Genomic DNA, 14,468 nt, shown 5'->3' on the forward strand with positions numbered 1-14,468 from the left:
GATCGCGAAATCCTGCATATCCGTGGTTTCGGCGGCAACCCACTTGGCGGAGCGTCGACGCTTTACTTCGGTCGCCGTGTGTTTGGCTTATCGCAGGCAGCGGATAGATCAGCCGGATCGATGTTTGAGAACGGTTTGCGACCTTCTGGTGTTCTCAAGTTCGAGAAGTGGCTGAACGATGAGCAGCGCGAGCTTGCCGAACAGAAACTTGCAGCGAAAATCGGAAGCGGCAATGCTGGCAAGCCTATCATCCTAGAGGGCGGCACCGAATGGCAGCAACTGACGATTACGCCAGAAGATGCCCAGATGCTGGAAACCCGCTCATTCTCTATTGAGGAAATCTGTCGGTTCTTCGGTGTGCCTCCGCATATGGTTGGTCACACATCGAAATCGACAAGTTGGGGATCGGGTATTGAAGCGCAAACACTCGGCTTTCAGAAGTTCACACTTCGCCGTCGTTTGAAGCGCATTGAACAGGCACTGATGAAACAGCTCCTGACGCCAGCGGATAAGGCGGCAGGGGTTATCATAGAATTTAACCAAGAAGGCCTTCTGCGGGGCGATACGGCGGGAAGAGCGCGGTTCTACCAGCAGATGACGGCAATCGGCGCGATGACGATCAACGAAGTCCGAGAGCTTGAGAACTTGCCACCTGTCGAGGGCGGAGATGTTCCACGCATGCAGATGCAGAATGTGCCCATTACCGAAGCCGGTGCAGACCGAGAACTGACCCCGCGTCAGAGCGACAACGAGGAATAATCTCGATGAAAACCAAAGACTTTGCCTTGCAGGTTAAAGACCTGTCGGAAGACGGCACCTTTACGGGTTACGGCTCGGTCAACGGCAATGTTGACAGCTATGGCGAGCGGGTAATGCCCGGTGCTTTCGCTGGCAGTCTCGCTAAGCATAAGCGCGAAGGCACAAGCGTTCTGATGCTTTGGCAGCATAACCCGAATGAACCGATCGGTATCTGGGATGATCTTGCTGAGGATGCAAAAGGCCTTTGGGGTAAGGGCCGCTTGATCATGGAAGTGCAGAAGGCTCGTGAAGTCCATGCGCTCATGAAGGCGAATGCTATCGGTGGTCTTTCCATCGGGTACCGAGAAATCAAAGCCACTCCTGACGGCAATGTGCGCAATCTGGATGAATTGGACCTGCGGGAAATCTCCCCGGTTTCTTTCCCAGCCAATCGCCGCGCCCGTATCGAGGCAGTGAAATCTGAACGCATGGATGAGTTTGCCAGACGCCTCCGCGATGGCGACCCCATGCCGATCAAAGAATTTGAGGACATCTTGCGAGAGGCAGGGGTTCCAAAAAGCATGGCATGCGCGATTGCCTCGCATGGTTATGCAAAGGCCGTTCTGGGTGATCCAGAGGGCGAAAAGGCAAGCGACGCAACCGCATTCTTAAAAGCATTGCGCGGTTAAATCTCACCCTCTTTGTCCAGAAAGGACATTATCAATGAGCGACAATAAAACAGCAGAGCAGCTTGCTCTGGAGGTTAAGGCTGACTTCGAGAAGAAGTTTGACAGCGTCAAGGAAATCGCTGAACAGGCCGTGGCTGAAGCCAAGAAGAATGGCGACATCAGCGAGAGCCTCAAGGCAAAGGCTGACGAAAGCCTTACCGCCATGAATGAACTCAAGGCACGTCTTGACGATTTCGAGCAGAAGGCAGCACGCGGCGGTGGCGAAGGCGACCGGGAAAAGTCGATTGGTGAGCAGTTCGTTGAAAACGACAAGGTCAAGGAATTTCTCGGTCAGGCGAACCCTCGCGGTCGCATCGACATTCAGACCAAGGCCACGCTGACCACGGCAACCACGAACGCCGCCGGTTCCGTTGGCGCTGCAATTCAGACCACCCGACTTCCCGGCATTCTTGAGCTGCCCCAGCGCCGTCTGACTATCCGTGATCTGCTCTCGCAGGGTCAGATGGACGGCGGTTCACTGGAATACGTCAAGGAAAAGGGTTTCAACAACCGCGCCGCTGGCGTGGCTGAAGGTGCGGCAAAGCCAAACTCGGATATTCAGTTCGAGCTGGTAACGACCTCTGCCAAGGTCATTGCACACTGGATGAAGGCTTCCCGTCAGGTGCTGTCTGACGTGTCACAGCTTCGCTCGATCATTGATCAGCGCTTGCTGTACGGTCTGGCATACGTTGAAGAAAACCAGCTTCTCAACGGTGACGGCACAGGCCAGAACCTGCTCGGCATCATCCCGCAGTCGACAGCGTTCGCTATCCCTGCCGGGACAACCATGCCAGCAACTGTTACCGGCATTGATCGTCTTCGTGTGGCGATGCTTCAGGCGGCGCTTGCTGAATATCCAGCAACCGGCCATGTCCTCAATCCGATTGATTGGACGTCGATTGAACTGCTCAAGGACACTCAGGGCCGTTACATCATCGGCAATCCGCAGGGTACGCTTTCGCCTACTCTTTGGGGCCTTCCTGTTGTCACCACTCAGGCGGTTGCGGCTGGTAAGTTCCTCACCGGTGCGTTCAAGCTTGGTGCGCAGATTTTCGACCGCTGGCAGGCACGTGTTGAAGTCGCAACTGAGAATGAAGACGACTTCATCAAGAACCTTGTCACCATCCTTGCTGAAGAACGTCTCGCTCTGGCTGTCTATCGTCCAGAAGCGTTCATCTACGGCGATGTGAACGCGGCTCCGGGTGGCGGCGAATAAGTTCTGATCAAATCGACGGGCAGTTAACGCTGCCCGTTTCTTGATCTGAAGGAGATTGCCATGAAAACCTATGAAGTTTTACGCCGTCATCAGGGTGATAAATTCTATGAACCCGGCGATGAACGACAGGCATCCGAAACTGATGTGTCGCATTTGGTGAAGAATGGCGTTTTGAAGGAAAAGTCCGAGGAAAAGCCGAAGAATAAGGCTGAAGGTCGGGCAGAAAAGAACAAAGGCGGTTGATAAATGCTGCTTCCTGTCCGCACACAAGCGCCAGCAGACCTACCGGTATCGCTTGAAGAAGCTCGTCAACATCTGATTGTGTCGGGTTTCACCGATGATGATAACCAGATCACGCGCTTTATTCAGGCCGCGACCGATCATCTTGAGCGTACGCTTAACATCGCGCTTGTCACTCAGACGTGGAAGCAATCGTTTTGCTCGTTTAATAGCTTCCTGCGGCTGCGTATGGGGCCAGTGGCTAGCGTTGAGGCCGTGAAGTACTTCGACACCGATAATGTGGAGAAAACCGTTTCAGAGGCCTCCTACAAGACGCTGGACTATGCCTGCGGAACAGTTCTTTCGCTCGCTTACGGTAACTCGTGGCCCGCTACTGTAGCCCGCGCCGATGCGGTCACTATCGAATACAAGGCAGGGACAGCCCCGGCAGACGTGCCAGCCTCTCTCAAGGCGGCAATCCTGATGCATGTTGGGCTGATGTACTCATACCGAGGCGACCCAGAAGGCCCACGGATTGAGAGCAATCAAGCCTATGAAGCTCTTATCTGGCCGTTTCGCCGTCCGAAGGTGTAATCATGGCTAGATTAGGATCAGGGCAACTTCGTTCATCTATCACCTTCAGCACCATCACCGAAGTGCCGGACGGGCATGGTGGTTTCGAGCCGACCCCGACCGATTTCACAGTCCGCGGCAATATCCGGTATCTGCGGGGAGGGGAAACGGTTCAGGCGGCAAGGTTGACGGGTAAGCAGCCGGTTGTTGTCACGGTGCGCAGAAGTAGCCAGACGGCAGCTTTGACCACTGATGACGGTATGCGTGATGCGCGCACCGGAACCGAGTACCAGATCAGGGCAATTGTCCCGACCGAGGATCGGCAGTTTATGGAAATTACAGCGGAAAGCGGGGTGGCGACATGAGTGTTTCCGTCTCATTCCAAGACCTGATTATTTCCACGCTCAAGGCCAACGCGAAGGTTTCGGCACTTGTCGGTGATCGTGTGTATGACGGCCCACCTGAAAAGCCGACATTTCCATATATCTCGATGGGCGCGAGTGATTTTCGCACCGATGATGCTGATTGCATCAATAGCCGTGAAGAAACAATCCAGATTGATTGCTGGGTGCGCAAGAATGGCCGGAAATGGCCGTGCAAAGAGATTGTTGACGCCATTGTAGGCGCTTTGAGAAACACCACTGGTGAGCTGTTAAGCGGCGCTCTTGTGGGTCTTAATATCGAATTGTCGCGTGTTTTGGATGATCCAGACGGTATAACCGCTCATGGCATTGTGCAAGTCACCGGACTGATTGACGAGGAATGGGAAGATGGTTGAGGGCTTAGACCGGCTCAAGCGAAAGCTTACTAAGACCATTCCGCAGGCTGTATTCGATGCGACGATCAAAGCAATGGAGCAAGGTGCTGGCGAAGTCGTCAGTATGATGCGTCGATTGGCACCGAAAGATACGGGTGCACTTGCACAGACGATCAACTGGACGTGGGGCGATGCGCCGAAAGGCTCAATGGTCCTCGGCAAGTCAGCACCGACACGCGACGGTTTGGTGATCACGATCTACGCTGGCGATACGTCAACGATGGTTGGTGAACGTGAGCAATTCCAGCTTGCCAGACTTCAAGAGTTCGGCACCCAGCACATGAAGGCCAGCCCGTATTTCTTCCCATCATGGCGCACGTTGCGAAAGCGTGTCCGGGGCAGGGTTACGCGCCAGATGCGCAAAGCAGTCAGAGACGGAGCGAAATAATGGCTTGGGCAATCTTTAAAGTGGAATGCAACTGGTCGCGTCCTCGCAGCCGGTATTCGTTCAACGCCAAGGCTTCGCCGGAACCGCAAGAACGTCCGCAAGACTTCATTGATTACTGCGTATCGAAAGGCTGGGCCGAAGCGGTCGCAAGCCCGACACGCGATCAGAAACGCGCCCTGAAAGGCCGTAAACGGGCTTAGCCCAATCACCTGAAACCGGGCCTCAAGCCCTATCAAGGCTGGCGTATTGCTGGCCCGTTTTCGCATGGAGAAATAACATGGCCGTTAAGCCAATTACCGCAGAATTTCAGCATCTTGTTGTTGAGATTGAAACAGATGTCGAGGGTACTTTCTCGAAGATTTGCGGCATCACACAGCGCGGTATCAACCGCCAGCACAACATGCAGACAACGGAAGTACCCGCCGATTGTGAAGATGAAAGCCTGCCAGCTGTTGTTGAACGTGCTGTTCAGTCCTCGGAAGTTACAATCTCAGGTACTGGCGTATGGGCCAGCCAGAGCCATCAAATGATGCTTGATTGGTGGTATTCGGGCGGTAAGAAGACAATTCGTGTTCAGCACGTCAATTCTGCTGTTGGTGACACAGAATATGAAACAGGATCAGCGATCCTCGTGTACCTCAACAATGCCGTTGAAAAAGGCCAAAAGGTATCGGCTGAAATCGAAATTCAGTTCGACGGATTGCCAACCCGTACCGCTAAGGCTGCGTAATGGCGAAGGCTCTCACATGGGCTGGCGGAGAGCATGATTTTGAACTCCGCCTTGTACACCTTCGCGCCCTGCAAGACAAATGCGATGCAGGGCCGCAATGGATATTGATGCGGCTCACTTCCAAGCAATGGTTCATTGATGATGTGATCCAGCCTATCCGCCTCGGTCTTGAAGGCGGCGGCATGGAAAAAGAAGCCGCTCGTAAGCTTGTCCAGAAATTCGTTGAAGATCGACCGCTCACATTGTCAGTGCTGACTGCGCAGGCTGTGTTGATGGTTGCACTCTTTGGCGATGAGGATGATCAGCCGGGGGAGCGGAAAGCGGGGGCGAAGAAGACCCGAACCCGCTCCCGCGCGGAAAGTGGAAATTCAACCGCTTCTACCAATGGGCCGGAATAATCCATCGCGACATCGGCAAGATGACGCTTTGGGAATTTCGCTGTGCGGTTGAAGGCTTCAAAGCCGCCAATGCGACCGAAGAAAAAGCCGCTCCCGGTATGAGCGACGATCAACTTGCAGAACTTGGAATTGAGGGCTTCTGATGGCGACTGACGTTGAACGCCTTGTCGTGGCTATGGAGGCCCGCACGGCCTCTTTTGAAAAGGCGCTCAACCGGGCAAATGGCGTTGCTAATCAACGCGCTCGCCAGATCGAGAAGCGCTTTTCCACGATGAACGACAACATCAGTCGTTCATTTCAGAATATGCTTCGTGCTGGTGCTGCGATCGGTGGCCTTGGCATTGGTGTAAGTGAAATCCAGCGTATGGCTGACACTTGGACTGATTTGTCCTCTCGTGTAGGCCTTGCTGTCGGGGATATGGATAAAGCTCCTCAGGTAATGGAGCGTATCTATGACATGGCGCAGCGCACCTATTCCGGTATGCAAAACACGGCTGAAAGCTTTCTCACAAATGCGGGCGCTCTCAAAGAGCTTGGTTACAATACCAATCAGCAGCTTGATTACACCGAAGCATTGAATAACGCGCTCGTGGTGTCAGGCGCTAAGTCTGATCGCGCAGCTCGTGTGATTGACGCTCTCGGCAAGTCGATGGCGGCGGGTAAGCTTCAAGGCGACAACCTGAATACGGTGATTGAAGTTGGTGGACGTGTTGCCGAAGTGCTTGCCGCCCAGCTCGGCATTGGTGTCAATCAGCTTCGCGAAGCAGGCAAGGAAGGCAAGATCACCGGTGACGTGATCTACAAGGCTTTGACCACGCGCTTGCAGGAACTGACAGCCGAAGCCGAGAGCATGCCTGCAACTATATCTGACGGGTTTCAGAAGGTCGCCAACGGCTTATTGAAGTTCGTCGGGACAATGGATCAGGCGTCTGGCGTTTCTGCTACTATCGCGCAAGGACTGGTTTTTGTCGGTGATAACTTCGAGCATGTTGCATTAGCAGCAGCGGCAGCGGCGACAGTTCTTCTGGGGCAGTATGTTCCGGCGATGGCACGAGTGGCGCTGGCAGGCGCGACGATGGTTGCAACTAACCCGTTCTTGCTTCTGATTACCGCGATTAGCTCGGCTACGTTCGCTCTCTCGGCGTTCGGTGACCAGATCCAGCCGATTGCAGGCGATATGGCTAATCTTCAGGATTACGCCTCGGTAGCATGGGAAACCATCAGTCAGGGCGCAATGGATGTTGCGTCACTTGTTCGCGATGATCTTCTAGGGGCGCTAAACCTGATATCCGATGCATTAGGCGGCAATGAGGTTAGCTGGGAAGATGTTTGGGAAACAACCAAGGGTGCAGCAAATAACATTATCGGTGCTGTTGGCCTTCTCTACGATACCACCGTAACGACATTTACTAAGCTGCCCGGTGCTGTTGCCGAAGCCGTCATTAATGCCATGAACTCGATGATTGCAGGCATAGAAAGCGGGCTTCAAACAGTTTTAAATGGCATCAACCGCGTTGCATCTGCGTTGAATGCCCTAGACCGGTTTGTCGGCGTCGCACCGATACTGCCAGAAGATATGACAGTAAATCTTGGTAGGCTTGATAACTCATTCGCGGGAGCTGGTAAGGCTGCTGGCGATGCATATGGCAAGGCTTTGACAAAAGCCGCTCAAGATCACCTTGGGAAGCTTGGCGAGAATTGGCGACAGTCTGCAAATGCCAGAGCGAGGGAAAGGACTGCCAATAGTAAAGATAACGACCTAGTTGCGCCGACAAGAAGTTCAGGCGGCGGCGGTTCGTCAAATGGTGGAGCAGGCGGATCGTCTGGTGGCGGCAAGGGGCGCAAAGGTGGAGGTAGGTCTCGACCTGATGAACTACAGCGCGAAATCGAGCAGATCAAAGAGCGCACAGCATCCCTACAGGCAGAAACGGCAGCTCAAGCCCAGATTAACCCACTGATTGATGATTACGATTACGCAATCACTAAGGCCCGCGCCACGCAAGAACTGTTGAATGCTGCCAAGAAAGCTGGGATTGAAATTACCCCAGCTTTGAAAGAGCAGATTGAGGGTTTGGCAGAAGGTTATGCCAATGCCACGGTTGAAGCTAATAAGCTCGCAGAAAGCCAAGAGCATGCGCGTGAATTGTCGGACTTCTTGAAAGGCTCCATGATGGATGCTTTTCAGTCGATGATCCCGGCCATTGAAACCGGCAATTCGGCGCTTGATAAATTCCTGAATACGCTCATTGAGGCCGTCATGCAGGCAACCTTGCTTGGCAAAGGTCCACTGGCTGGCATCTTCGGCGGCGGTGGGTCGGGGATATTCGGCGGTATTGGCAAGCTGCTTGGTTTCGACAAAGGCGGCTATACTGGCTCTGGTGGAAAATACGAACCGGCTGGCGTGGTTCATAAAGGCGAATATGTCTTTGACCAAGACGCGGTTCGCGCAGCTGGTGGGCCTGCCGCTTTGGATGCGATGCGCCGTGGCCTGAAAGGCTATGCCAACGGTGGTTATGTCGGCCCGTTGCCAACATCAAATGCACCGACCGCGCCCGGTATCAAAGGTATGCGGGGGCAGGGTTCAAACGAAACAATACGCATCATGTTGCAAGATGACAGTGGGCGAATGGCTAAAATCGCCGATCAGCGAATTCAGACGGCATCCGGTGCGATTGTACAGGTTTCTGTTCAGCAAAGCACCCGAACCGTTCAGCAGTCGCTACCGTCAATGATAGCCGACGCTCAAACAAGAAACATGTGAGGCCATGTAATGGTGACACCTATTTGGCCTCGTTCTGTGCTTAAGCCCAAACGAGCATCATTCAATATTGCCTCGCGCACATTGGCGGGGCCGTCGAGTGTGTCCGGTTTATCTCAGGTTTCCGCGTCTGATGCTGGTATATGGAAGGCAACATTTGCAGATATCATCATCAAACGTGGTTCATCAGCGGTTCTGGCATACCGTGCGATAGCCATGCTGCTTGAAGGCAAGTTGCATCCAATCCTTCTCCCGCGCTGTGGTGCTTATCAGCCATACGAGCCGGATTGGAGCAGCCTGCTTAAGGGCGTTCCGCATTCCGATACCAGCCCCTTTAGTGACGCTGGCCTATATCGCTCTCGCGCCATCGATATTCGCTTGATCAGCAACATTCCATTGCGTGGCACAACAGCAAATGTCGCCCTTGTTACGGCAGGTCAATTGCAACCGGGGCAGGATTTCTCAGTCGGTGAGCGCATGTATCGTATCCGTACCGTACAGATGACGGGCGACAAGTCAGCAGCCATCACTTTCAGGCCTCCTGCGCGTGAAGCTGTTTCTGCGGGTACTGAGATGGAATTCGATAATCCAATTTGCCGAATGCGTCTCGCAAGCGATGCGGAAATGGACATGGATCTAGACTTAGTCGCTCCATGGTCTTTCCACACCGTCAATTTCATTGAGGACGTGTGATGGCTTTTTTTACGAGCGCAGAACTCATTGAATTTTCTAAGCGCCAAGTGCGACTGGATTTGCTTGTTGAGTTTCGTTTTGCCTCTGAAACCATGCGAGTATGGAACGGCAATACCGCACTTGAGACAGGCGGGAACCGATATGAGCCGATGTATGGCTTTGGTTTGGTGGATGGGCTTGGAATGTCTTCAACGACAGCTGCACAGAATGTGACATTCCAACTGAGCGGATTGCCGGATACGACGCTGAATTTCCTTGCCGCTGCGCTCAACGCAAATGATGAGGTCGATCAACGCATAGTGGTCGTGTCGATCCAGCTATTTGACGAGGAATGGCAACCTTTGGGAACGCCTGCTCCGATCTGGTGGGGCTTCATGCAGCCGCCGCGTATTAGTCGGACCGAAATGCAGGGATCTGAAGGCGCTATTCAGTCAATTTCGATGACTGCTGAAAATGCATTCTTCAACCGCTCGCGTCCGGCCTTTGGCCGATACACCGACCGCGATCAGCAACGCCGTTCAGGTGGTGATAAGTTCTGCCAGTTTGTCGGTTCACTGCTTTTTAAATCCTTTAAGTATCCCGACTACTGATCTCATGCACATTGATGAATTTGTTGCTGCCGAAGCGCGAAAGCCCTTCCGCTGGGGCGAGACCGATTGTGTCTCGACTGCTGACAGATGGGTGCGAAACCGTACCGGGTTGTCACCTCTCGCGTGGATGGGTCGGCAATACAGAGATGAAGCGGAAGCTTCGGCAATCCTGTCTGTGCGGGGTTGCTTTCCCATACTTGTGAACCGCGCCATGCGCTCGCAAGGGTTTGAAAAGACGGCATCGCCGGTATGCGGTGATGTTGGTCTGATTATCCATAATCAAAAACTGTGTGTGGCTATACATGCCGAAACGATCTGGTTTTCTCATGATGAAACCGGATTGATCGGTGCACCGCTCGATGCAATCTGGAAAGCTTGGAGAATTCAATGCCAGTAGCGATTTCTGGATTGATTGCAGCGATTGCAGGTACTGGCGTAATCGGTGCTGCTTTGCAGACAGGTCTTGCGGCAATCACTATGTTTGCGGGTACGACATTAGGTGGGTTGGCTCTATCGCTAGGTTTTTCATATCTTGCCTCCTCCCTCTTTCGGCCATCCCAACCAAAACCTGAAGATGTTCAACAGCAGGTGCGGCAAGCAACGCCCGTTCGTGTTCGTCACTATGGTCGGGTCAAAACCTCTGGTGCATGGATATTCGCGGAAGCCAAGCAAGGCATCTTCCATAAAGTGCTGGCGGTCAATCAAGGAGAGATTGACGCTGTCGAGGAATACTGGATTGATGACCATCAGGTTGTTGTTGATGCGGATGGATGGGTACGAACCGGGCCATGGGGAGATTGGTGGGATTTGCGCATTCAGGTGCGTTTAGGTCTGCCAACTGAGACAAATTATCAAAGCCTGACTTCGACCTTTACAGAATGGACGTCTGATCATCGTGGCGATGGCATTGCATCGCTTTATGCCATGCAGGATGCCGTCAATGACGATGATTACCTTTCATACTTCCCCAATGGCGTGAACACTAATTATCGGCTGGTTATTCGCGCCTCCAAGGTGAAAAACCCCAGCACAGGTGTCGTTGCATGGGATGACAATGCAGCATCCATCATTCGGGATTTCATGACGCACAGTGACGGCATGCGCTTGCCGGAAAGCCTATTCACAACGCCTTTAGCTCAAGCCGGCTGGGTCGCAGCGTATAATCGCGCAGGACAAGCCATTGAACTCGCAGCTGGTGGCACTGAGCCGCGTTATCGCCTCTGGGGATCATACCAGCTCAATGAGCGTCCTGCTGATGTTCTGGGGCGTATGCTGGCTTGCTGCGATGGTCGTTTGGTTCCAACTCCAGACGGTGGGTTAACGCTTGACATAGGCGAATGGGCAGAGCCGACAGTCATCCTCACAGCTGATGCAATTACGGGCTTTTCTGATGTGGGTCGCGGTCGAGATGTTATGACGACTGCGAACACCATTCGCGCTACGTTTCTGGATCCTACACAAGATTATCAGTCTACGGATGCGGATCCTTGGGCGGATGAGGATGCTGTATCAGAGCGCGGTGAAGAGGCCAAAGACGTTCAATTCAACATGGCTCCATCGCACAGTCAGGCGCGTCGCTTGATGAAGCTTGAATGGTTTCGTGCAAATCCGAATTGGGTTGGCACCTTCAATACTAACCTGATGGGATTAGCAGCATTTGGAGAGCGCTTCATTCGCATTCATTATTCCCTTTTTGGGATCGATAGCGTCTTCGAGGTGCTAGACTTCAAGTTCATTATCGGTGAAGGCGGTATTCTGCAAGGCGCAACCATTCAAGTGCAGTCCATGCCATCAACCGCATATCAGTGGGATAGCTCTCAAGAGGGCGAGGCACCTGTGTCATCTGAGACAGATGTCGATGATGGTATCCCTGTCCCAGCCGCTCCAGTCATTGCAATAAAGGCTGGCCCTTCCGCTGAATTGACCTTCTCTCCAAGCTCAAGTGTTCTGTTGAACTATATGGTGCGTTGGAGAAAGACCTCAGACACCGAATGGACAGTTTACGGCCCCTTAGCAAACGAAGCTCAAAGCCTCACAATTCCGAACCTTGCAGCAGCCACGCAATACGAATTCCAGATGGCGCTGCGCACTGAAAAGGGACGCCTCGGTTCATATGGGCCAAGTGCCGTCGAAACAACACCGGCAGTGGATAGCTAACTTACTGAAACAATTAGACCAAAATCCCCCTGCTAAAGCGGGGCGCTTTGCTATGGAGCAATCGATGGGAAATATTAAGGAACTCGGCGACAAAGCTTTCCGTGATTACGTCAATGATGGCGTTCCGTCGAGTGGAGCCAATAATCCAAAGAAAGCCGAAATCCGTCAATTTATATCCGAGATTGACAGACAAGTTGATGAGCTTTCTGTGTCTGGTGATACCGTTACGAAGGCAACATGGGCGCAGCTCTCAGCTGTAGCAGGCACAAGAAACGGCCAACGTGGTTATGTCGAAGCTGACAGCGGAACACACACGGACCCGGTTGTCGGTGGCACGGTCCAGAATAATGGCATCTATACGTGGTCCACGTCGCCTGCCGGTTGGCGCTGGCTGCGATCTGACGACTATACGACAGTTGAGACCGAACTTGGTGTCAAAGAGGATTACTCTGTATCAACACCGGCTGGCGGTGTCGTTATTGACCACTATACCGGCAAGCTGCTGATCCCTCGTTTTGCCTTCAAGAGGAAGGCCGATGCCTTGCGCACCGTTGCCCCGACGCAAGGAAAGTATTTTGAGCTGGACGCGGCTGTTTTCAATGTTACGCAAACTGCCGTCTATTATAACCGTCAGACTTCAGCGGTGGAGTTCGCTGCCTTTTCAGCGATCCAGAATTCGCTTGTGAATGGCGATTATGTCTTGCTCGCCATTACCTCGCTTGGAGGCATAACCACTCAGATGTCGCGCGCCGATGTTATGAAGAACATCGTGGAAAAAGGCACGTTTGAGAAACAGTATAGCGGAGCGGCAACGTATAAGGCTGCTACCAGCAACGCTATCCTCAATGCCCTCGGGGTGACGGAAGTTTACGCCAGCACGGATGGCAATCCGGTCGTTGGTGTGCGCGTTCCTCATCGTTATCATGTCGGTTACGCCTTCATGCGCGTGTTTGTACTGCTTGGCGATGGTGAGCCGGAAAATAGCTGGCCTGCGACGATCACGGCATATTCCGTTTCCCGCGTGGCCTCGAATGCCGCTGGCGGGCCGCTGTCTCGTGGTGCGATGACGCTTGAAAAGGTTTATTCTGGCCGTTTGGCGTCATACGTACTTGCCAACAGTGGGGTTTCTCTGAGCTATGTGAACCAAGGCTGGCGTGTGGCAATCAGCGGCGAAAATGCATCGCGTGATATTTCCCTGTCGCTCCCTCAGATTGCACTTGGAGTGAACCCGGATATGTATGTGCAGCCGGATGACTGGCCACGTCTGGGTAGTTCAGGGGTGCCGCAGGAAAATGCCCGCGAGCCGAACTTGCTCTATCCAAAAATGGTTTACGGCATCGAGGGTAGGCCCATCGTTTTTTACCCTATGTCGATGCAGCTATCTCGTCGCGAGAGTGGTCCACTCACCATGATCAGTTGCCAGAATAACAGCGAAAACGGAAACAGTGCGATCCCGCCACTCTCCATCATGGGGCGGGATTACATTGAGGTGCCAGCCGGTCGTCTCGCTTCCGGCTTCCCGGTCGATATTATTACGTCCGAGCCGGAACCTCAGCCGGAATGGCGTGGACGCGTGGAAGCAACATCAAAGGTAACTGCTCTTTCTTATCTGGCGGGCAAGACGGCCAAGGTCTGCTTCATCGGGGATAGTATCACTGATGTTTTCCCGACTGCGGATCGTACGCTTGATATCCTTACCAATGCTGGGATCACGTCAACCGGCATAGGCACGATCACAGAGTATTCGCCGCCTAGAGAGGGTCGTAGTGGTCGCCTCTTGTCCGACTTGATTAACAAGACCACCACGCTCACGCCCGTTGATGGCAATATCACGCCTGCTGCGTATCTTGCCCTCACAAACGCAAACCGCCGCGCTTATAACCCCTTTGTGCGGCAACGGGTCGGCAACGAAAGTGGATCGTATAATGGGTATGTCTTCGATTTCGCACGTTATCTGTCTGATTACGGCCTCGATGTGCCAACCCATGTCGTCATTAACATGGGGACCAATGACATATCGTCCTATCCAAACCCGTCGGCGCTCTATGCCCATGTGCTTGATGCTCTCGGTATCATTGTGCCGTCCATTCTCGCAGCTGACGCCAATGTCAAAGTCATCCTGACGCACAATACCGATCAATGGTCTGCTGTCGATAATGCGCGATGGGAGCAGCGTGCACGCGGTGTGATAGCAGCAATCATTAATTATCAGGCGACCCTTGCCAATGCCCGATGTGTCGTAGCCCCGGCATGGGCGCACATGTCTCCGTTTGACTGGGGAAAAGCCACGATCACCAATCAACGGATCGATGCGATTACTGGCGCGAAGGTGCAGCAGATGGGCGGTGACGTGCATTTTCGGGATGTCGCGGTGCGCCAGTATGCCGAGTGCGTGGCGGCAGCGATTGCCGGGACGATCTAGAAGGAAATTAGCTTTCTTAAAAAATGGGGCGGGAGTTATAC

Annotated in this window: 17 protein-coding genes and 1 pseudogene; all 18 read left to right on the plus strand. The window is 53.3% G+C overall.

Translation table 11 applies throughout. The features are described from left to right. Positions 1-759 (plus strand): phage portal protein (locus RI570_RS00005; protein WP_313826403.1); only part of this gene is annotated, 759 nt, incomplete at its 5' end. Between the two features lie 5 nt (positions 760-764). Further along, the gene (locus tag RI570_RS00010) at positions 765-1,427 is read left to right on the plus strand and encodes an HK97 family phage prohead protease (RefSeq protein WP_313826404.1); all 663 of its coding nucleotides are present in this window, start codon (positions 765-767) and stop codon (positions 1,425-1,427) included. Positions 1,428-1,461: 34 nt separating this feature from the next. Beyond that, complete coding sequence (locus RI570_RS00015; RefSeq protein ID WP_313826405.1) at positions 1,462-2,682, plus strand: phage major capsid protein; 1,221 nt, start codon at positions 1,462-1,464, stop codon at positions 2,680-2,682. Positions 2,683-2,742: 60 nt separating this feature from the next. Then, complete coding sequence (locus tag RI570_RS00020; protein ID WP_253177031.1) at positions 2,743-2,925, plus strand: hypothetical protein; 183 nt, start codon at positions 2,743-2,745, stop codon at positions 2,923-2,925. Between the two features lie 3 nt (positions 2,926-2,928). After that, on the plus strand, positions 2,929-3,495 hold the full coding sequence (locus RI570_RS00025; protein WP_313826406.1) for a phage head-tail connector protein: 567 nt from the start codon (positions 2,929-2,931) through the stop codon (positions 3,493-3,495). Positions 3,496-3,497: 2 nt separating this feature from the next. Continuing rightward, entirely contained in the window at positions 3,498-3,839 is a 342-nt protein-coding gene (locus RI570_RS00030) for a head-tail adaptor protein (RefSeq protein WP_313826407.1), read from the plus strand. After that, positions 3,836-4,252, plus strand: coding sequence for a DUF3168 domain-containing protein (locus RI570_RS00035; RefSeq protein ID WP_313826408.1), 417 nt, complete (start codon positions 3,836-3,838; stop codon positions 4,250-4,252). Before RI570_RS00030 ends, RI570_RS00035 begins: the two co-directional genes overlap by 4 nt. Further along, complete coding sequence (locus tag RI570_RS00040; RefSeq protein ID WP_313826409.1) at positions 4,245-4,679, plus strand: HK97-gp10 family putative phage morphogenesis protein; 435 nt, start codon at positions 4,245-4,247, stop codon at positions 4,677-4,679. Before RI570_RS00035 ends, RI570_RS00040 begins: the two co-directional genes overlap by 8 nt. Continuing rightward, positions 4,679-4,879 (plus strand): hypothetical protein, encoded by a 201-nt coding sequence (locus tag RI570_RS00045; RefSeq protein WP_313826410.1) that lies wholly within the window; start codon positions 4,679-4,681, stop codon positions 4,877-4,879. The genes RI570_RS00040 and RI570_RS00045 overlap by 1 nt, the downstream gene beginning before the upstream one ends. A gap of 77 nt (positions 4,880-4,956) precedes the next feature. Further along, positions 4,957-5,409, plus strand: coding sequence for a phage tail tube protein (locus RI570_RS00050; protein WP_313826411.1), 453 nt, complete (start codon positions 4,957-4,959; stop codon positions 5,407-5,409). Further along, a complete protein-coding gene (locus tag RI570_RS00055; protein WP_313826412.1) occupies positions 5,409-5,807 on the plus strand; it encodes a gene transfer agent family protein in 399 nt (132 codons plus the stop codon). Before RI570_RS00050 ends, RI570_RS00055 begins: the two co-directional genes overlap by 1 nt. Positions 5,808-5,827: 20 nt before the next feature. Continuing rightward, positions 5,828-5,950, plus strand: a complete 123-nt coding sequence (locus RI570_RS00060; RefSeq protein WP_313826413.1) for a hypothetical protein — start codon at positions 5,828-5,830, stop codon at positions 5,948-5,950. Beyond that, a complete protein-coding gene (locus RI570_RS00065) occupies positions 5,950-8,568 on the plus strand; it encodes a tape measure protein (protein WP_313826414.1) in 2,619 nt (872 codons plus the stop codon). Before RI570_RS00060 ends, RI570_RS00065 begins: the two co-directional genes overlap by 1 nt. Positions 8,569-8,577: 9 nt before the next feature. Then, positions 8,578-9,258, plus strand: a complete 681-nt coding sequence (locus RI570_RS00070; RefSeq protein ID WP_313826415.1) for a hypothetical protein — start codon at positions 8,578-8,580, stop codon at positions 9,256-9,258. Beyond that, positions 9,258-9,848, plus strand: a complete 591-nt coding sequence (locus RI570_RS00075; protein WP_313826416.1) for a hypothetical protein — start codon at positions 9,258-9,260, stop codon at positions 9,846-9,848. The genes RI570_RS00070 and RI570_RS00075 overlap by 1 nt, the downstream gene beginning before the upstream one ends. A gap of 4 nt (positions 9,849-9,852) precedes the next feature. Continuing rightward, the gene (locus RI570_RS00080) at positions 9,853-10,245 is read left to right on the plus strand and encodes a DUF6950 family protein (RefSeq protein ID WP_313826417.1); all 393 of its coding nucleotides are present in this window, start codon (positions 9,853-9,855) and stop codon (positions 10,243-10,245) included. 1,016 nt (positions 10,246-11,261) lie between these two features. Then, positions 11,262-11,921 (plus strand): annotated as a pseudogene (locus tag RI570_RS21615) (fibronectin type III domain-containing protein); the annotation flags it as partial. A 148-nt stretch (positions 11,922-12,069) separates the two neighbouring features. Next, complete coding sequence (locus tag RI570_RS00090; protein WP_313826418.1) at positions 12,070-14,427, plus strand: SGNH/GDSL hydrolase family protein; 2,358 nt, start codon at positions 12,070-12,072, stop codon at positions 14,425-14,427. Positions 14,428-14,468 lie beyond the last annotated feature (41 nt).

The sequence above is a fragment of the Brucella pseudogrignonensis genome (genome assembly GCF_032190615.1).
GTDB classification, from domain to species: domain Bacteria; phylum Pseudomonadota; class Alphaproteobacteria; order Rhizobiales; family Rhizobiaceae; genus Brucella; species Brucella pseudogrignonensis_B.